General features: G+C 71.5%; 18 protein-coding genes. 13 read left to right on the top strand and 5 right to left on the bottom strand.

The window, feature by feature from the left end; genetic code table 11:
- The first annotated feature begins 25 nt into the window (after positions 1–25).
- A complete protein-coding gene (locus ACGF8B_RS28660; RefSeq protein WP_392744167.1) occupies positions 26–847 on the top strand; it encodes a serine hydrolase domain-containing protein in 822 nt (273 codons plus the stop codon).
- On the opposite strand, the gene ACGF8B_RS28655 is transcribed toward ACGF8B_RS28660, so the two are convergent.
- A complete protein-coding gene (locus tag ACGF8B_RS28655) occupies positions 807–1,292 on the bottom strand; it encodes an ATP-binding protein (RefSeq protein WP_392744165.1) in 486 nt (161 codons plus the stop codon). The two genes, ACGF8B_RS28660 and ACGF8B_RS28655, sit on opposite strands and share 41 nt — an antisense overlap.
- A gap of 85 nt (positions 1,293–1,377) precedes the next feature.
- On the opposite strand from ACGF8B_RS28655, the gene ACGF8B_RS28650 reads away from it, so the two are divergent.
- From ACGF8B_RS28650 to ACGF8B_RS28640, 3 genes are all read left to right on the top strand, one after another.
- Positions 1,378–2,226, top strand: coding sequence for a helix-turn-helix domain-containing protein (locus ACGF8B_RS28650; RefSeq protein WP_392744163.1), 849 nt, complete (start codon positions 1,378–1,380; stop codon positions 2,224–2,226).
- Positions 2,186–2,452 carry a DUF397 domain-containing protein gene (locus tag ACGF8B_RS28645; protein WP_392744160.1) on the top strand — a complete coding sequence of 89 codons (267 nt, stop codon included), beginning with the start codon at positions 2,186–2,188 and terminating at the stop codon, positions 2,450–2,452. The genes ACGF8B_RS28650 and ACGF8B_RS28645 overlap by 41 nt, the downstream gene beginning before the upstream one ends.
- A gap of 93 nt (positions 2,453–2,545) precedes the next feature.
- Positions 2,546–3,136 carry a GNAT family N-acetyltransferase gene (locus ACGF8B_RS28640; RefSeq protein WP_392744157.1) on the top strand — a complete coding sequence of 197 codons (591 nt, stop codon included), beginning with the start codon at positions 2,546–2,548 and terminating at the stop codon, positions 3,134–3,136.
- A 9-nt stretch (positions 3,137–3,145) separates the two neighbouring features.
- On the opposite strand, the gene ACGF8B_RS28635 is transcribed toward ACGF8B_RS28640, so the two are convergent.
- Positions 3,146–3,811 (bottom strand): pirin family protein, encoded by a 666-nt coding sequence (locus ACGF8B_RS28635; protein ID WP_392744153.1) that lies wholly within the window; start codon positions 3,809–3,811, stop codon positions 3,146–3,148.
- A gap of 117 nt (positions 3,812–3,928) precedes the next feature.
- On the opposite strand from ACGF8B_RS28635, the gene ACGF8B_RS28630 reads away from it, so the two are divergent.
- The 5 genes from ACGF8B_RS28630 (at position 3,929) to fabF (ending at position 8,799) form a co-directional block, all read left to right on the top strand.
- Complete coding sequence (locus ACGF8B_RS28630; RefSeq protein ID WP_326765455.1) at positions 3,929–5,128, top strand: helix-turn-helix domain-containing protein; 1,200 nt, start codon at positions 3,929–3,931, stop codon at positions 5,126–5,128.
- Positions 5,129–5,217: 89 nt separating this feature from the next.
- Positions 5,218–6,132 (top strand): ACP S-malonyltransferase, encoded by a 915-nt coding sequence (locus ACGF8B_RS28625; protein ID WP_392744150.1) that lies wholly within the window; start codon positions 5,218–5,220, stop codon positions 6,130–6,132.
- 13 nt (positions 6,133–6,145) lie between these two features.
- On the top strand, positions 6,146–7,147 hold the full coding sequence (locus ACGF8B_RS28620; protein ID WP_392744147.1) for a ketoacyl-ACP synthase III: 1,002 nt from the start codon (positions 6,146–6,148) through the stop codon (positions 7,145–7,147).
- Positions 7,148–7,210: 63 nt separating this feature from the next.
- Entirely contained in the window at positions 7,211–7,459 is a 249-nt protein-coding gene (locus ACGF8B_RS28615; RefSeq protein WP_093542924.1) for an acyl carrier protein, read from the top strand.
- Positions 7,460–7,536: 77 nt separating this feature from the next.
- Positions 7,537–8,799 (top strand): beta-ketoacyl-ACP synthase II, encoded by a 1,263-nt coding sequence (gene fabF / locus ACGF8B_RS28610; protein ID WP_392744144.1) that lies wholly within the window; start codon positions 7,537–7,539, stop codon positions 8,797–8,799.
- Positions 8,800–8,930: 131 nt separating this feature from the next.
- Here fabF and ACGF8B_RS28605 read toward each other — a convergent pair whose 3' ends face one another.
- Positions 8,931–9,425: a DUF3145 domain-containing protein gene (locus tag ACGF8B_RS28605; protein WP_124717843.1), complete on the bottom strand. Its 495-nt coding sequence runs from the start codon at positions 9,423–9,425 to the stop codon at positions 8,931–8,933.
- A gap of 350 nt (positions 9,426–9,775) precedes the next feature.
- Between ACGF8B_RS28605 and ACGF8B_RS28600 the strand changes: the two genes are divergently transcribed.
- Positions 9,776–10,684: an SGNH/GDSL hydrolase family protein gene (locus ACGF8B_RS28600; protein WP_392744143.1), complete on the top strand. Its 909-nt coding sequence runs from the start codon at positions 9,776–9,778 to the stop codon at positions 10,682–10,684.
- Between the two features lie 11 nt (positions 10,685–10,695).
- Positions 10,696–11,694 carry an aldose epimerase family protein gene (locus ACGF8B_RS28595; protein ID WP_392744140.1) on the top strand — a complete coding sequence of 333 codons (999 nt, stop codon included), beginning with the start codon at positions 10,696–10,698 and terminating at the stop codon, positions 11,692–11,694.
- 69 nt (positions 11,695–11,763) lie between these two features.
- On the opposite strand, the gene ACGF8B_RS28590 is transcribed toward ACGF8B_RS28595, so the two are convergent.
- Complete coding sequence (locus tag ACGF8B_RS28590) at positions 11,764–14,235, bottom strand: glycoside hydrolase family 3 protein (RefSeq protein WP_392744137.1); 2,472 nt, start codon at positions 14,233–14,235, stop codon at positions 11,764–11,766.
- A gap of 150 nt (positions 14,236–14,385) precedes the next feature.
- Between ACGF8B_RS28590 and ACGF8B_RS28585 the strand changes: the two genes are divergently transcribed.
- Entirely contained in the window at positions 14,386–14,976 is a 591-nt protein-coding gene (locus ACGF8B_RS28585) for a TetR/AcrR family transcriptional regulator (protein ID WP_392744134.1), read from the top strand.
- Positions 14,977–15,239: 263 nt separating this feature from the next.
- Positions 15,240–17,195 (top strand): FAD-dependent oxidoreductase, encoded by a 1,956-nt coding sequence (locus ACGF8B_RS28580; RefSeq protein WP_392744131.1) that lies wholly within the window; start codon positions 15,240–15,242, stop codon positions 17,193–17,195.
- 21 nt (positions 17,196–17,216) lie between these two features.
- Here ACGF8B_RS28580 and ACGF8B_RS28575 read toward each other — a convergent pair whose 3' ends face one another.
- Positions 17,217–17,825 carry a LysE family translocator gene (locus ACGF8B_RS28575; protein WP_392744128.1) on the bottom strand — a complete coding sequence of 203 codons (609 nt, stop codon included), beginning with the start codon at positions 17,823–17,825 and terminating at the stop codon, positions 17,217–17,219.
- Between the last annotated feature and the right edge of the window lie 11 nt (positions 17,826–17,836).

Here is a 17,836-nt window from a genome sequence, read left to right as displayed (position 1 = left end):
CACGGCGCCCCTTAGGCTCGTACGCATGCAGAGCCTGGCGATGATCGACAACTGGCCCGTCCCCACCGCGGCGGCTGCCGTCGTACGAGCGGACGGCACCGTTCTCGGTACGCACGGCCCGACCGCGCACCGTTTCCCGCTCGCCTCCGTCACCAAGCCGATCGCGGCCTACGCGGCGCTGGTGGCGTACGAGGAGGGCGCGGTCGAGCTCGACGAGCCGGCCGGGCCGGAGGGCTCCACCGTCCGGCACCTGCTCGCGCACACCAGCGGGCTCGCCTTCGACGAGCACCGGACGACGGCCGCGCCCGGCACCCGCCGGCTCTACTCCAACGCGGGCTTCGAGGTGCTCGGCGACCACATCGCCAAGGCCGCCGGCATCCCGTTCCCGGAGTACGTGCGCCAGGCCGTGCTGGAACCCCTCGGGATGACGGCGACCACGATCGACGGCTCCCCCGCCAAGGACGGCGTCTCGACCGTCGAGGACCTCGTCCGGTTCGCGGCCGAACTACAGGCGCCCCGTCTGCTCGACCCGCGTACGGTGCTGGCCGCGCAGACCGTCGTACACCCCGGCCTGAAGGGCGTGCTGCCGGGCTACGGGCACCAGAACCCCAACGACTGGGGCCTCGGCTTCGAGATCCGGGACTCCAAGTCCCCGCACTGGACGGGCGGTTCCTCCTCCCCCGCGACCTTCGGGCACTTCGGGCAGTCGGGGACGTTCCTGTGGGTCGACCCGGTCGCGGGCGCGGCGTGCGTAGCGCTGGCCGACCGCCCCTTCGGACCGTGGGCCGTCGAGGCGTGGCCCCCGTTCACGGACGCGGTGCTCGCGGAGCTGCGCTCCGGTCTCTGAGCGCGATCAGCCTGTCCGCCGCCCCGGCGACGGCCAGGCACTCGAACCACACCGTCTTGCCGCGCCCGTCCGGGCGCGGCTCGACGCCCCACCGGTCGGTGACGGCGTCGACCAGCACCAACCCGCGCCCGCCCTCGTCGAGTTCGTCCCTCACGACCATCCTCGGCACATCGGGACAGGCGTCCGCGACCTCGACGCGCACCCCACCGGCCGCCAGCAGGAAGATGAACGTCTGACAGCGACGGCCGGGCACATGCCGCACCACGTTCGCGATCAGCTCCGTCAGCGCCAGCTCCGCCGCGTCGGCCACGTCCATGAGTTCCCAGCCCTTGAGGTAGAGGCGCAGGATGCGGCGCAGATGCCGGGCGGAGTGCTCGCCCATCGCGAAGTCGGCGTGATAGGTCGGCTCCGCGCCGACCGGCGGCGAGGCAGTTACGTGATTCATGTCACCAGGTTGCAGCGGTTTGACTACGCTCGGCTACGTACGGAAACGAACGCCGCGAGGCGTTGAACGCCGGAGGTGCCCCGCCGTGGCCAACATCCATACGCTCGATCCGAGCGCTTCCCCACTGGACTACTACGGCTGGGAGTTACGCCGCCAGAGGGAAGCGGCCTGTCTCAAGCAGGGGCAGCTCGGCGAGATCATCTTCTGCACCGGCTCGCTGATCGGCCAGATCGAGACCACGAAGAAGCTCCCCACGCGCGACTTCTCCGAACGCGTGGACGCGGCACTCGGCACGGGCGGGATGTTCTCGCGGCTGATCGGCCTCGTTCTGCGCAGCCAACTCCCCGCCTGGTTCCAGCCGTACGCCGACATGGAGGCCAAGGCCACGTACATCTCCACTTACCAGGCGCAGGTGGTGTACGGACTGTTGCAGACGGAGGAGTACGCGCGGGCAGTGCTGGCCACCGGCATGCCGGACGACCTGGAGAACCAGGTGGCGGCCCGGATGGAGCGCCAGCGCATCCTGGAGCGGGAGCACCCCCCGCTCCTCTGGGTCGTTCTCGACGAGGCCTTGCTACACCGGCCGATCGGCGGCCGAGACGTCATGCGGAGGCAACTGCTCCGCTTGTTGGAGTTCGCTGACCACCGCTGGATGCGCATTCAGGTGCTGCCCTTCGCGGTCGGTGAACATGCCAGTCTGGACGGCTCGTTCACAACGATGCGCTTCGACAGTGACCCTGACATCGTCTACACGGAGGACATCGTCTCCGGCCATATGACCGCCAGCCCTGACACTGTCAAGGAAGCCGCGCTCCGTTACGCTCATTTGCAGGCCACGGCCCTCTCCGTCGAGGAGTCCGCGGCGCTGATCACCCGCGTGATGGAGGAGTGTTATGGAGACCGGCCACGACCTGAAGAACGCGCGGTGGCGTAAGTCCAGTTACAGCGGCAGCACCGGCGGCGACTGCGTCGAATGCACCGTCACCGGCAACGCCGCATGGCGCAAGTCCAGTTACAGCGGGAGCACCGGTGGCGAGTGCGTCGAGGTGGTCGACGGCCTCCCCTGTGCCGTGCCGGTCCGCGACAGCAAGAACCCGGGCGGACCCGTCCTGACCGTCGGGGCCGACGCCTGGCAGAGCTTCGTGGACGGGCTCCGCTGACGTCACCGCAGGACCTGCGCCTAGGGGGCCCGGGCCGACCGGTGGTCGGGCCCGGGCCCCTTCTGCTCCCGACACCCGCTACTCTCCTCGGCCATGGCAGACATAGTCCGCGCCACCGCCGCCGATGTCCCCGCGCTCGCCGCCGTGCTCGCCAGTGCCTACGCCGAGGATCCCGTCTGGTCCTGGCTGATGCCGCGCGAACGGGACCGGCGGCTGCGGCTGCTGTTCACCGCGCATCTGGCCCAGCAGGTCCCGGCCGGCCGGGTGTGGACCGATCCGGAGCGCACGGTCGCGGCTGTGTGGGCGGAGCCCGGGAAGTGGAAGCTGCCGACGACGTACCTGCTGCGCAACACGGGACCACTCGTACGCGCGACCAGGGCCCAACTCCCGCGTACCGCCGCCCGGTTGTTCGCCATGGAGCACCGCCACCCGGACGGACCCGAGCACTGGTACGTGGAGTACATCGGCACCCGTGCCGACGCGCGCGGCACGGGGCGCGGGGCGCGGGTGCTCGGCGGGCTGCTGGAGCGGGCGGACGCGGACGGGCGGCCGGTCTTCCTGGAGTCCAGCAACCGCCGCAACCTCACCTTCTACCAGCGGCACGGCTTCGCCGTGCACGAGGAGATGACATTCCGGTCCGGGCCGCCGATGTGGTCGATGTGGCGCCGGGACGCAGGCCGGTAGCCGGGCCGTTCAGTCCGGCAGTTCCCAGATCAGCACCTCGGCCGCTCCCTCCGCCACCAGCTCCAGCCCTTCCTCGCCGGTGATCCGCACCGAGTCGCCCGGCCCCAGTTCCTCGCCTCGCTCGTCGCCGATCCGTACGCCCCCGGCCACCACATGGACGTACACCCGTGCCGCGTCCGGCACCGCCGCCCGCTCCCCCGCGTCCAGCCGGCGCACATGCAGCGTCGCACCGGCCGCCGGGACGGCGTACGGGGTGGAGTCGGCGAGGCCGGGGACGATCGTGTACGAGGGTTCGCCGCCCGGTTCGAGCGGGGCCAGCCACATCTGGATGAACGTCAGCGGGGTGTCGCCGTCGTTGCGTTCGACGTGCCGGACGCCGGAGGCGGCGCCGAGGTGCTGGAGGTCACCGGGCCGTACGACCGTGGCGTGACCGGCGGAGTCCCGGTGGGTCAGCTCGCCCTCGACGACCCAGGTGACGATCTCCGTATGGCTGTGCGGGTGTTCCTCGAAGCCCGCACCGCTCTCCAGCCGCTCCGAGTTGCAGGCCATGAGCGCGCCGAAGCGCAGATTGTCCGGGTCGTAGAAGCCGCCGAAGGAGAAGGCGTGCCGGGACAGGATGCCGGCGTCCCGGTCGCCGCCCTGGTACCGGTCTTCGGCTCGGTGTACGGAGATCACCCGCCCACCGTAGCCGGGCCTGTCGCGCGGCCGGGCCCCCGGCGGCTACCCGCCGGTACGACACCGCGGTCGCCCCGGCCCTCCGTGCCCGTCGCCCGATAAGGCAATCTTGTCTCCGTGCCCCGACCCGATCCTGAGCAGCCCGCTGCGAACGCCGCCCACCTGCATGCCGCGACCCTGAAGCGCCTGGAACAGTCCTCCGGGCGGCTCGCCGCGAACGCGATCGCCCGCATGGACGAGTCGTTGCCGTGGTACCGGGCGATGCCACCGGAGAACCGGTCCTGGATCGGGCTGGTGGCCCAGGCCGGTATCGCCGCGTTCACCGAGTGGTTCCGGCATCCGGAGACCCCGCAGGCCATCTCCACCGATGTCTTCGGCACGGCTCCGCGCGAGCTGACCCGTGCGATCACCCTGCGGCAGACCGTCGAGATGGTGCGTACCACGATCGAGGTCATGGAGGCCGCGATCGAGGAGGTCGCCGCGCCCGGCGACGAGTCGGTGCTGCGCGAGGCGCTGCTGGTCTACGCCCGGGAGATCGCCTTCGCGACCGCCCAGGTGTACGCGCAGGCCGCCGAGGCGCGCGGCGCCTGGGACGCCCGGCTGGAGTCCCTCGTGGTCAACGCGGTGCTGTCCGGGGAGGCCGACGAGGGCGCCGTGTCGCGCGCGGCCGCGCTCGGCTGGAACTCCCCCGAACACGTCTGTGTGGTGCTCGGCACCGCCCCGGACGGCGACAGCGAGCTGACCGTGGAGGCGATCCGGCGGGCCGCCCGGCACGCCAAGCTCCAGGTCCTGACCGGGGTCCTCGGCAACCGCCTGGTCGTCATCGCGGGCGGCAGCGACAACCCGCTGCACGTCGCGAAGGCGCTGATCGGCCCGTACGCGGCGGGCCCCGTCGTCGCCGGCCCCGTGGTGCCCGACCTGCTCGCGGCCACCCGGTCCGCTCAGGCCGCCGCCGCCGGGCTGAAGGCGTGCGGCGCCTGGCAGGACGCCCCCAGGCCGGTGCTCGCGGACGATCTGCTGCCGGAGCGCGCGATGGCGGGCGATCCCGCCGCGCGGGACCAGTTGGTGGAGGAGATCTACAGACCGCTGGAGGAGGCGGGCTCCGCGCTCCTCGAAACGCTGAGTGTCTATCTGGAACAGGCGAGCAGCCTGGAGGGCGCGGCCAGGATGCTCTTCGTCCACCCGAACACCGTGCGCTACCGGCTCCGACGTGTGACTGACGTCACCGGATGGTCACCGTCCGATGTCCGCTCGGCGTTCACGCTGCGGATCGCCCTGATTCTGGGGCGCTTGGCCGCGAGAGATCCTCAGTCCTAGACTTTTGTCGGACATCAACAATTCCCCATACGGTTCTTCGTCCCTGTCCCCACGGGTGTTCGGGACCGTTCACAAGAGAGAGTGTGAGGGTGCTCGTACTCGTCGCTCCCGGCCAAGGCGCTCAGACGCCCGGCTTCCTGACTCCCTGGCTCGATCTCCCCGGTGCCACCGACCGCATCGCGGCGTGGTCCGACGCCATCGGGCTCGACCTCGTCCACTACGGCACCAAGGCCGACGCGGACGAGATCCGTGACACCTCGGTGGCGCAGCCGCTGCTGGTGGCCGCCGGTCTGCTCTCCGCCGCCGCGCTCGACGCGTCGCCGGACGTCGTCGCAGGTCACAGCGTTGGTGAGATCACCGCCGCGGTCTTCGCCGGAGTCATCGGCGACGAGGCCGCGCTGCGTCTCGTACGGACCCGCGGGCTCGCCATGGCCGAGGCCGCCGCGGTCACCGAGACCGGTATGGCCGCCCTGCTGGGCGGCGACCCGGACGTGTCGGTCGCGCACCTGGAGAAGCTCGGGCTGACCCCGGCGAACGTCAACGGGGCGGGCCAGATCGTCGCCGCGGGCACCGCCGCGCAGATCGCCGCGCTGCTTGAGGACATGCCCGAGGGCGTGCGCCGCGTGGTGCCCCTCAAGGTCGCCGGAGCCTTCCACACGAGCCACATGGCCCCCGCCGTCGATCGGCTGCGTGAGGCCGCCGCGGAGCTGAAGCCCGCGGCCCCGGCCGTGACATATGTCTCGAACGCCGACGGGAAGGCCGTCGCCACCGGCGACGAGGTCCTGTCCCGGCTGGTCGGCCAGGTGGCCAACCCGGTCCGCTGGGACCTGTGCATGGAGACCTTCAAGGAGCTGGGCGTCACCGCTCTCATCGAGGCATGCCCCGGCGGGACCCTCACGGGCCTCGCCAAGCGCGCGCTGCCCGGTGTGAAGACGCTCGCGCTCAAGACCCCCGACGACCTCGACGCGGCCCGCGCACTCGTCTCCGAGCATGCCGGCGCCTAAGGAGCCCGAGAGAATGTCGAAGATCAAGCCCAGCCAGGGCGCCCCGTACGCACGGATCATGGGTGTCGGCGGCTACCGCCCGACCCGTGTCGTGCCCAACGAGGTGATCCTGGAGACGATCGACTCGTCCGACGAGTGGATCCGTTCGCGCTCCGGCATCGCCACCCGCCACTGGGCCTCCGAGGAGGAGACCGTGGCCGCGATGTCCGTCGAGGCTTCCGGCAAGGCCATCGCGGACGCCGGCATCACGCCCGAGCAGATCGGCGCCGTGATCGTCTCCACCGTCTCGCACTTCAAGCAGACCCCGGCCATCGCGACCGAGATCGCCCATCTGGTCGGCGCGGGCAGGCCCGCCGCCTTCGACATCTCGGCCGGCTGCGCGGGCTTCGGCTACGGCCTGACCCTCGCCAAGGGCATGGTCGTCGAGGGTTCCGCCGAGTACGTGCTGGTCATCGGCGTGGAGCGGCTCAGCGACCTCACCGACAAGGAGGACCGCGCGACGGCCTTCCTGTTCGGTGACGGCGCCGGTGCGGTCATCGTCGGCCCCTCCAAGGTGCCGGCCATAGGCCCCACCGTGTGGGGCTCCGAGGGCGACAAGTCCGAGACCATCAAGCAGACCGTGGCATGGGACGAGTTCCACGCCGAGCGTCCGGAGAAGTTCCCGGCCATCACCCAGGAGGGCCAGGCGGTGTTCCGCTGGGCCGTCTTCGAGATGGCGAAGGTCGCCCAGCAGGCGCTGGACGCGGCCGGGATCTCCCCGGAAGACCTGGACGTCTTCATTCCGCACCAGGCCAACATGCGGATCATCGACTCGATGGTGAAGACCCTGAAGCTGCCGGAGAACGTCACCGTCGCCCGCGACGTGGAGACCACCGGCAACACCTCCGCCGCCTCGATCCCGCTCGCTATGGAGCGGCTCCTGGCGACCGGTCAGGCGAAGAGCGGCGACACCGCGCTCGTCATCGGCTTCGGGGCGGGTCTCGTCTACGCCGCGACGGTCGTTACCCTCCCCTAAGCACACCGGGCCATTTCGGCCCGCATGCCCCAACCTGCAGATAAACATCGAAGGAGCGCCAACATGGCCGCCACTCAGGAAGAGATCGTCAAGGGTCTCGCCGAGATCGTCAACGAGATCGCCGGGATCCCGGTCGAGGACGTCCAGCTGGACAAGTCCTTCACCGACGACCTGGACGTCGACTCGCTGTCCATGGTCGAGGTCGTCGTCGCCGCCGAGGAGCGCTTCGACGTCAAGATCCCCGACGAGGACGTCAAGAACCTCAAGACGGTCGGCGACGCTGCCGACTACATCCTCAAGCACCAGGCCTGATCGGCCCGGCTCCTGTGTCGCCACCCGGCGGTGGCGCCGCTGATTCACGACCCTCTACACGTGGAGAAGATTTTCCAGTGAACTCGACCAATCGCACCGTGGTCGTCACCGGTATCGGCGCAACCACTCCGCTGGGTGGCGACTCGGCGTCGACCTGGGAAGGTCTGATGGCCGGTCGTTCCGGCGTCAAGCCTCTCGAGGGCGAACGTTTCGCCGAACTGCCCGTCCGGATCGCCGCCCTCGCGGCCGTCGACCCGGGCGACGTCCTGCCCCGCCCGCTCGCCCGAAAGCTGGACCGCTCGGCGCAGTTCGCGCTGATCGCGGCCCGTGAGGCCTGGGCGGACGCCGGTTTCACCGGCAAGGCCGGCGAGGACGAGAAGATCCAGCCCGACCGGCTGGGTTCGGTCATCGCCTCCGGCATCGGCGGCGTGATCACCCTGCTCGACCAGTACGACGTGCTGAAGGAGAAGGGCGTACGCCGCGTCTCCCCGCACACCGTGCCGATGCTCATGCCCAACGGCCCGGCGGCCAACGTCGGCCTGGAGGTCAACGCCCAGGCCGGCGTGCACACCCCGGTCTCCGCCTGCGCCTCGGGCGCCGAGGCGATCGGGTACGCCGTCGAGATGATCCGCACCGGCCGTGCCGATGTGGTCCTCGCCGGTGGCACCGAGGCGGCGATCCACCCGCTGCCGATCGCCGCGTTCGCCAACATGATGGCGATGTCCAAGAACAACGAGGAGCCCCAGAAGGCTTCGCGCCCGTACGACACCGGCCGGGACGGCTTCGTGCTCGGCGAGGGTGCCGGGGTCGTCGTCCTGGAGTCCGCGGCGCACGCCGCGAAGCGTGGCGCCAAGGTCTACTGCGAGGTGCTGGGCCAGGGCCTGTCCGCGGACGCCCACCACATCGCGCAGCCCGAGCCGACCGGGCGCGGCATCGCCGCCGCGATGCAGAACCTGCTGGACCAGACGGACCTCAAGCCGTCCGAGGTCGTTCACCTGAACGCGCACGCCACCTCGACGCCGCAGGGCGACGTCGCGGAGCTGAAGGCGCTGCGCAAGGTCCTGGGCGACGACCTGGACCATGTCGCGATCTCCGCGACGAAGTCGATGACCGGTCACCTCCTCGGTGGCGCCGGCGGCATCGAGACCGTCGCGACGGTCCTGGCGCTGCACCACCGGATGGCCCCTCCGACGATCAACGTCGAGCACCTCGACGAGGCCGTGGAGGCGGACATCGTGCGTGACGAGCCGCGTCCGCTGCCGGAGGGTTCGATCGCCGCGATCAACAACTCGTTCGGGTTCGGCGGGCACAACGTGGTCCTGGCGTTCCGCAGCGTCTGACCCGCGGTCCGCAGCCCCGGTACGACGATGCCGCCTTCCCCGTGGGGGAGGCGGCATCGTGCGTCGTGCGGGGTGCTCCCGGGGCTGCGCCCCGGACCCCGCTCCTCAATCGCCGGAGGGGCTGATCTCTGTCACACCACCTGGTGGAGCCACCGCACCGGCGCGCCCTCGCCCGCGTGGCGGAAGGACTCCAGCTCGTCGTCCCAGGGCTTGCCGAGCAGCTTGGCGATCTCGGCCTCCAGATCGCTCTCGCCCCGCGCGGAGCGGGCCAGCGCGGCCCGCAGCCGGTCCTCGGGCACCAGGATGTCGCCGTGCATGCCGGTGACGGCGTGGAAGATGCCGAGGCCGGGCGTGGAGCTGTAGCGCTCGCCCTCCGACGTGGGGCTCGGCTCCGCCGTCACCTCGAAGCGCAGCAGGTCCCAGCCCCGCAGCGCGGAGGCGAGCTTGGACGCCGTGCCGGGCCGGGCCTGCCAGGAGAACTCGGCACGCCAGGTGCCGGGCGCGGCGGGTTGTCTGATCCAGTCGAGCTGGACCCGCACGCCGAGGACGCCCCCCATCGCCCATTCGACATGGGGGCAGAGCGCGCGCGGTGCGGAGTGAACGTACAGAACTCCACGTGTCGTCACCGGGACCTCCAGTGTGGGACGAAGTTCGCCTTTCCCAGCGGCCTCGCACCCGTACCGTCTCTTCTCGGCCGGATCCCGAGGTTGTCATCAGTAAACAGCATCGGGGTGAAGCTCCTGAAAAGGGACAGTATGTGACGTGATGTGATTTCCCGAAAGCCACCCGAGTGGAGCCGGGCGGGGGAACGCGCCGCTGGTTCGACGAGGAAAAGCTACCGCGCTGCGGGGGCCCAGGTGTGACGTACGGTCGGTCCCGGGCCCATCATTCGCTCAGCTTTCACCCGCCAGGGCGTCCGGGCCTTCCGACCGGTGCCACCAGGGGTTGCCGGGGGCATAACCGAGGGGACCAAGCGATGCAGGATCGTTCCGCCCGCCGCCGTTCGCGTACCGCGGCCGCCGTCCTCGCGGCGGTCTCGCTGCTCGGTACGGCCGTTCTGACCGGCTGCGACTCCGGCCGGGAGGGGACGACGAAGGGGGCGGCCGCGCAGCCGTCCGCCAGGCCCGGGCCGGTATGGGACCGCGAGCCGGGTTCGGTGGCCGCCGTCGGCGACTCCATCACCCGCGGCTTCGACGCCTGTTCGGTGCTGGCGGACTGCCCGGAGGTGTCCTGGGCGACCGGCACCGACAGGGAAGTGCGCAGCCTGGCCGTGCGGCTGCTCGGTGCGTCGGGGGCCTCCTCGCGCAGCTGGAACCACGCGGAGACGGGGGCCAGGATCGCGCAGTTGCCGGAACAGATGGCGGCGGCTGCGAAGGAGAAACCCGATCTGGTGACGGTGATGATCGGCGCCAACGACGCCTGCCGGGACTCCGCCCGGTACATGACCCCGGTGGCTGATTTTCGCGCCTCCTTCGAGGCTTCGATGCGTCAGCTGCGGGCCGCGGCGCCCAAGGCGCAGGTGTACGTGTCGAGCGTGCCGGATCTCAAGCGGCTCTGGTCGACGGGGCGCGGGAACGCGCTGGGCAAGCAGATCTGGAAGCTGGGGATCTGCCGGTCGATGCTGGCCGACGCGGACGACATGGGCGCGCCCGCGACGGCCCGGCGGGCATCGGTGCAGGACCGGGTCGTGGCGTACAACAAGGTGCTGCGGGAGGTCTGTGCGAAGGATCCGCGCTGCCGTTACGACGGCGGGGCGGTCTTCGACTACCCGTTCACCGGCGAGCAGCTCAGCCGGTGGGACTGGTTCCATCCGGGGCGCGACGGGCAGGCCAGGCTGGCGGAGATCGCCTACCGCAATGTCACCGCGGCCCGGCCCCCCGCGTAGGCTCCGTGATCATGATCACTGGTCCGGGCACGGCGATGCGTACGGAAGAGTTCGGCACTCTCGCGGACGGCACCCGGGTGCACCGCTGGACGCTGGAGCGGGACGGTACGCGGGTGCGCGTGCTGACGTACGGCGGCATCGTGCAGTCGGTCGAGGTGCCGGACCGGGACGGGGTGCGGGCCGGCATCGCGCTCGGGCTGCCCGATCTCGCCGGGTACCGGGAGTTCCCCGGCCCGTACTTCGGCGCGCTGGTCGGGCGGTACGCGAACCGGATCGGCGGGGCCCGCTTCGAGCTGGACGGGCGCGTCCACCGGTTGACGGCCAACGAGGGCCGCAACCAGGTGCACGGCGGGGCCGAGGGCTTCGACAAGCGTGTGTGGCGGGCCCGGGAGGTGGCGGACGGTGTCGAGCTGTCGCTGGTCTCCGAGGACGGGGAGGAGGGCTTCCCGGGCCGTCTGGCGGTGTCGGCGGCCTACACCCTGGACGAGGGCGGGGCGCTGCGGATCACGTACCGGGCGACGACGGACGCCCCGACGGTGCTGAACCCGACGAACCACACGTACTGGAACCTGGCGGGCGCCGGCAGTGGCAGCGCGCTCGGGCAGACGCTGCGGATCGCGGCCGGGCGGATCACTCCGGCGGACGCCGAATCGCTGCCCACGGGCGAGTTCCTGCCGGTGGACGGCACCCGGTTCGACTTCCGGGAGCCGGGGCCCCTCGGCGCGGGCTACGACCACAACTTCGTGCTGGACGGGGCGGGCACGGGTCCGGCGGCCGAGCTGTACGACGCGGCCTCGGGACGGGTGCTGAGTGTGACCACGACGGAGCCGGGCCTCCAGCTGTACACGGCGGACCACTTCGACGGGCGGCCGTTCGGACCGTGCGCCGGGATCGCGCTGGAGACCCAGCACTTCCCCGACTCCCCGAACCGGCCCGCGTTCCCGAGCACGGTGCTGCGGCCGGGCGAGGAGTTCGTCTCGACGACCGTGTACGGATTCTCGGTGCGCTGACGGGGCAGCAGGGGGACGGCTGCCGTCCGGTCGCAGGGGGACGGCTGCCGTCCCCCTGCCCGGCCCTGCCTATTCCTTGATGTCCAGGACCGCCGTCCGGCGCACGTCACCGAGCGAACGGGCCGCCTGCACCTCGTACGTGCCGGGGACCAGGACCCAGCCGTACGCCTCCTCGTCCCAGATCTCGTAGGCGCGCCGGTCCAGTGCGACGACCGCCTCGGCGCTCTCGCCGGGTGCCGCCTCGACCCGTGCGAAGCCGGCCAGCCGGCGGGCCGGGCGGTCGGCGGTGCCGTCCCGGGGCGCGAGGTAGACCTGGACGGTCTCGGCGCCCGGCCGGGTGCCGGTGTTGCGGACGCGGACGGTGGCGGAGTCCGGGCCGGCCTCCAGGCTCTCGTACTCCCAGGTGGTGTAGCCCAGTCCGTGGCCGAAGGGGTAGGCGGGCGTGGCGCCGGCCTTCTCCCAGGCCCGGTAGCCGACGAAGACGCCCTCGTCGTAGCGGAGTTCGCCGTCGGTCGGGGTGGTGCCGAGGACCGGTACGTCGGCGAGCACGGCCGGCCAGGTGGTGGGGAGGCGCCCGCCCGGTTCCGCGGCGCCGAGCAGCACGTCCGCGAGCGCGTGGCCGGCCTCCTGGCCGGGGAACCAGCCGAGCAGGACCGCGGCGACCTCGTCGCGCCACGGAAGCTCCACCGGGGAGCCGGAGTTGACGATCACGACGGTGTTCGGGTTGGCGGCGGCGACGGCACGGACCAGGTCGTCCTGGTGGCCGGGGAGCCTCAGGTCGGTCCGGTCGAAGCCCTCGGACTCGACGCGTTCGGTGGTGCCGACGACCACGATCGCGGTGTCGGCGGCGCGGGCCGCCCCGACGGCCTCGGCGATCAGTTCCTGCGGGTCGCGGCGCGGGCCGAGGTGGCAGAGCGAGAACGAGACGCCGAGCACCGGCTGGTCGTCGCCCAGGGTCTCGGGGACCTGCCGCAGCGAGACCTCGACGGGTTCGCCCGCGGTGAGGGTGATCCGGCCGCGCTCCAGCGGGTTGCCGAAGAATGCCTCGCCGGGGTCGGCGGATCCCACGACCCGGTGGATCTCGTCGTACAGGGTCTCCCCCGCGACGGTGAGGGTGAGCGCGCCGGTGCCGCGGGTGCCGAAGACGTGCTCGCCGCTGTCGCGCGGGACGAAGGTGCCGGTGATCTCGACGCTGTGCAGGTTCGCACGGGTGACGCCCTCGGGGAGGTCGTCGCCGATCCACTGGACGGTGCCGCCCCGCAGCGGTGCGGTGCCGATGACGGTGCCGGCCTCGTCGTAGCAGACCGCGGTGAACTCGAAGCCCTTCTCGGCGGGGGTGAGTTCGGTGTTCGGGTCGGCGCCGATCCGGTAGTCGACGACGTCCCCGGGGAGGGCCGCGATCAGACCGTCGAGCGGGGTGACGATGTGGTGCGGGAAGACCTGGGCGGAGCCGCCGCCGAGAACCCGGGCGTCCCGGGCGAGCGCCCCGCTGACGGCGATCCTGCGGACGGCCGCCGGGTCGATCGGGAGGACGGCGCGTTCGTTGCGCACCAGCACGAAGGAGCGGCGGGCGATCTCGCGGGCCAGCGCGTCGCCGTCGATGCCGCCGGGGCGGGCGGCCGCGTCGACGACGGGCGGGGCGCCGTCCAGGATCCCGACGCGGGCGGCCAGCCGAAGCACGTTGCGTACGGCGCCGTCGACGACGGACTCCTCGACCTCGCCCGCCCGCACGGCGTCGGCGAGCGCCTTGCCGTACACGGTCTTCGGGCCGGGCATCGCGACGTCGAGGCCGCCGTTGACGGCGGCGACGGTGGAGCGGGCGGCCAGCCAGTCGGAGACGATGTAGCCGTCGAAGCCCCATTCGCCGCGCAGCACCGCGTTCTGGAGGTAGCGGTGCTCGGTCATGGTGGAGCCGTTGACCCGGTTGTAGGCCGACATGATGCCCCAGGGGTGGGCGTTCCTGACGATCCGCTCGAACGGGGCGAGGTAGATCTCGCGCAGGGCGCGCGGGGAGACGATGTTGTCGACGGTGAAGCGGTCGGTCTCGGCGTCGTTGGCCACGAAGTGCTTGACGGTCGTGCCGACGCCGCCGTCCTGCACCCCGAGGACGTAGCCGGTGCCGATCTCGCCGGTGAGGTACGGATCCTCGCTGTACGTCTCGAAGTGGCGCCCGCCGAGCGGGGACCGGTGAATGTTCACGGTCGGGGCGAGCAGGACGTGCACCCCCTTGCGGTGGGCCTCCTGGGCGAGCAGCCGGCCGGCCCGGCGGGCCAGCGCCGGGTCCCAGGTCGCGGCCAGCGCGGTGGGCGAGGGCAGCGCGACGGACGGGTCGTCGGCGCTCCAGGCGACGCCCCGGACCCCGATCGGCCCGTCGGACATCACCAGGGAGCGCAGCCCGATCTCCGGAAGGGCGGGCAGCGACCACATGTCCTGGCCGGCCAGGAGCCGTGCCTTGTCGTCGAGTCCCAGCGCGGCGAGCGCCGCGTCGACCACGGCCTCGCGGACCGCATCGGGGTTGGTGGGTGTGGACGCGTCTGCCACGGCCGTGCCTCCTGGTCGGATTCTGGACTGAATACCTCCATACTGACCCCCTTACAGGTAGACCAGTAGGTTTCGTTATCATTCCGTGACCTCAAGGATGGCGTACGGTCCCTGTGCGGGACCGATGGAGCGCCGAAAGGGGCCGGGGCGATGGTGCGGGCCAGAAGTACGGAGCGCCGGGCGGAGATCGTCCGGGCCGCGCTCGAAGTGATCGCCGAGCGCGGCTACCGCGGCGCCTCGCTGAGCGCCGTCGCCGAGCGGGTCGGCCTCAGCCAGCAGGGGCTGCTGCACTACTTCCCGACCAAGGAGGCGCTGCTCGTCGCCGTGCTGGAGGAGCGCGACCAGTGGGACACCGGGGGCGGCACCCGCAGCGACGGGGTCTGGCGGATCGAACTGCTGGCCTCGCTGGTGGAGTACAACGCGATGCGGCCCGGCATCGTCCAGACGTTCTCGGCACTGCTCGGCGAGAGCGTGACGGAGGGGCATCCGGCACGGGAGTTCTTCACCCGCCGCTACACCCAGGTCCGGGCGAGCATGGCGGCGATACTGCGCGCGGAGTACGGCGAACGGCTGCCGGGCGGACTGACCCCGGAGCGTGCGGCGCCGCTGCTGGTGGCGGTGATGGACGGGCTCCAGTACCAGTGGCTGCTGGACCCGGACTCGGTGGACATGCCCGCGGCGTTCGAGGACTTCCTGGCACTGCTGCGGCCGACCGGACCGGAGGCCCCGGAGACCTCGTGACGGCGGACCGGACCGGGCTCCGGAGACCCCGTGACAGCTGACCGGACCGAGGCTCCGCGAAACCCGTGACGATGGACGGGGCCGAGGCCCGCGGACCCTCAACCATGAGCGGGATCAAGGGCCTTGGAGAACCGGCAATCATGACATGCGCTGTGTCCGACCGGGGTGGAACATGATCGATCCGCGCCTCCTGCGGGTGATTTCGGACCGGTCTACGCGCGTCCGGGCACAGGGCACCCCCCGGGGCGCCCCAGGGTTGCCGCATGACTTCCAACCCCACCGGATCCACCCCCGGCCTGCCCTCCCGCCGCACCCTGATCACCGGTGCCACCGCCGGTGCCGCGGCCCTGGCCGTCACCGCCGCCGGCACCGCGCGCGCCTCGGCGCCCGCCGCCACCGGATCCGCCACCGCCTCCGGTACCGCGCTCGCCCCCGCGGCCACCGGCTCCGACTGGGACGCCTGCCTGGCCGTCGCCCGCGCCATCCTCGTGGTCGACGAACAGGACCGGCCGCTGGTCCCCCGCTACCGCGACATCCTGCTGTCCAAGGGCCTGCCCCGCAGCAGCAAGGGCCCCAAGAAGGTGCTGATCGTCGGCGCCGGACCGGCCGGGCTCACCGCCGCCCACCTGCTCCGCAGCGCAGGGCACACCGTCACCGTCATCGAGGCCAACGGCAACCGCGTCGGCGGCCGGATCAAGACCTTCCGCAAGGGCGGCCACGAGAACGCGAAGGCGCCGTTCGCGGACCCGAAGCAGTACGCCGAGGCCGGCGCGATGCGGATCCCCGACAGCCATCCGCTGGTCACCGGCCTGATGGACAGCTTCGGTCTGAAGCGCCGCCCCTTCTACCTGGTGGACGTCGACTCCGAGGGCCGTCCCGTCAACCACACCTGGATCCACGTCAACGGCATCCGGATGCGCAAGGCCGACTACGCGGCGAAGCCCCAGGCGGTCAACCGCTCGTTCGGGGTCCCCGCCGAGTTCGAGAACAAGACCGCCGCGACGATCGTGCGCGAGGCGTTCGCCCCCGTACGCAAGGAGTTCGAGGGCAAGCAGGGCCGGGAACTCGTCGAGGGCTGGGCCCGGGTGATCCAGAAGTACGGGCACTGGTCGATGTTCCGCTTCCTGACCGAGGCGGCCAAGCTCGACGAGCGCACCATCGACCTCGTCGGCACGGTCGAGAACCTCACCTCCCGCCTCCATCTCGCCTTCGTGCACAGCTTCATCGGGGCCTCCCTGATCAGCCCGGACACCGCGTTCTACGAGCTGCCGGACGGCACGGGCACCCTGGCCGACGCGATGTACAAGCGGGTCAAGGACCTGGTCCGGCTGGACCGGCGGGCCACCAGGATCAGTTACGGACCCGACGGCGTCGAGGTCGAGACGGTCTCCGAGGGCCGCGACGGAAAGCCGCTGGTGCGGCAGAAGTTCACCGGCGACCGGGCGATCATCACCGTGCCGTTCTCCGGGCTGCGCCACGTCCCCGTCACGCCCGCGCTCTCGTACGGCAAGCGCCGCGCGATCACCGAGATCCACTACGACGCGGCGACCAAGGTGCTGCTCGAATTCAGCCGCCGCTGGTGGGAGTTCGAGGAGAAGGACTGGAAGACCGAGCTGGAGAAGGTCAAGCCGGGTCTGTACGACGCCTACCGGCTGGGCAAGGCACCGGCCGACGGTTCGCTGCTCGGCGCGCACCCCTCCGTACCGCCCGGCCACATCACCCCCAACCAGCGGGTGCACTACGCGGCTTCCCGGGCCACCGCCCGCAACCAGCCCGAGGCGGCGCACGTCATCGGTGGCGGATCGGTCACCGACAACGCCAACCGCTTCATCTACCAGCCCTCCCACCCGGTCGAGGGCAGCGAGGGCGGCGTCCTGCTCGCCTCGTACAGCTGGGCCGACGACGCCCTGAAGTGGGACTCGCTGGACGACGACGAGCGCTACCCGCACACGCTCGGCGGGGTGCAGGACGTGTACGGGCAGCGCGTCGAGGTGTTCTACACGGGGGCCGGGGCCACCCAGTCCTGGATGCGCGACCAGTACGCGTACGGCGAGGCCTCGGTGCTGCTGCCGGGCCAGCACACCGAACTCCTCGCCGACGTGCGGTCGGTCGAGGGGCCGCTGTACTTCGCCGGCGACCACACCTCGGTCAAGCCGGCCTGGATCGAGGGGGCGCTGGAGTCGGCGGTCAGGTCGGCGCTTGAGGTGCACAGCAGCTGAGCCGGGACCGGCGGGCGTCGCTCAGCGGGCCAGGCCCAGGGTGACGCCCAGTCCGACGAGCACGGATCCGATGCCCCGGTTGAGGGTCTTCTGCCACTTCAGCATCGAGGTGCGCAGCCGCGGGTTCGAGAAGAACAGCGCGACCAGGGCGAACCAGCCGAAGTGGGCGGCGGACATGAACAGCCCGTAACCGGCCTGCTGCCACAGGGCGGTGTCGGGCCCGACGACCTGGGTGAAGGTCGACACGACGAAGAGCGTGGTCTTGGGGTTCAGCGCGTTGGTGAGGAAGCCGGTGCGCAGGGCCCCGAGCCGCGTCAGCCGCGGCTTGGTCTCCAGGTCGACGTCGAGGTCACCGCGGGCGAAGAAGGTCCGCAGGCCGATGTAGACGAGATAGCCCGCGCCGACCAGCTTGATCGCGGTGAACAGGGCGGTCGACGAGGCGATCAGCAGCCCGACGCCGAGCATCGTGTACGTGACGTGGACGAGGACGCCGGCGGCGACCCCGGCGGCGGCCATGAGCCCCGTCGCGCGTCCGTAGAGGTAGCTGTTGCGGATGACCATCGCGAAGTCCGCGCCCGGGCTGATGACGGCGAGAACGGTGATGACGGCGACAGCGATGAGCTCGGTCACGGGTGGACGCA

Source organism: Streptomyces sp. NPDC047917, from assembly GCF_043204345.1.
Taxonomy (GTDB): Bacteria; Actinomycetota; Actinomycetes; order Streptomycetales; family Streptomycetaceae; genus Streptomyces; species Streptomyces sanglieri.
This window is presented reverse-complemented; position numbering and strand designations above follow the sequence as displayed.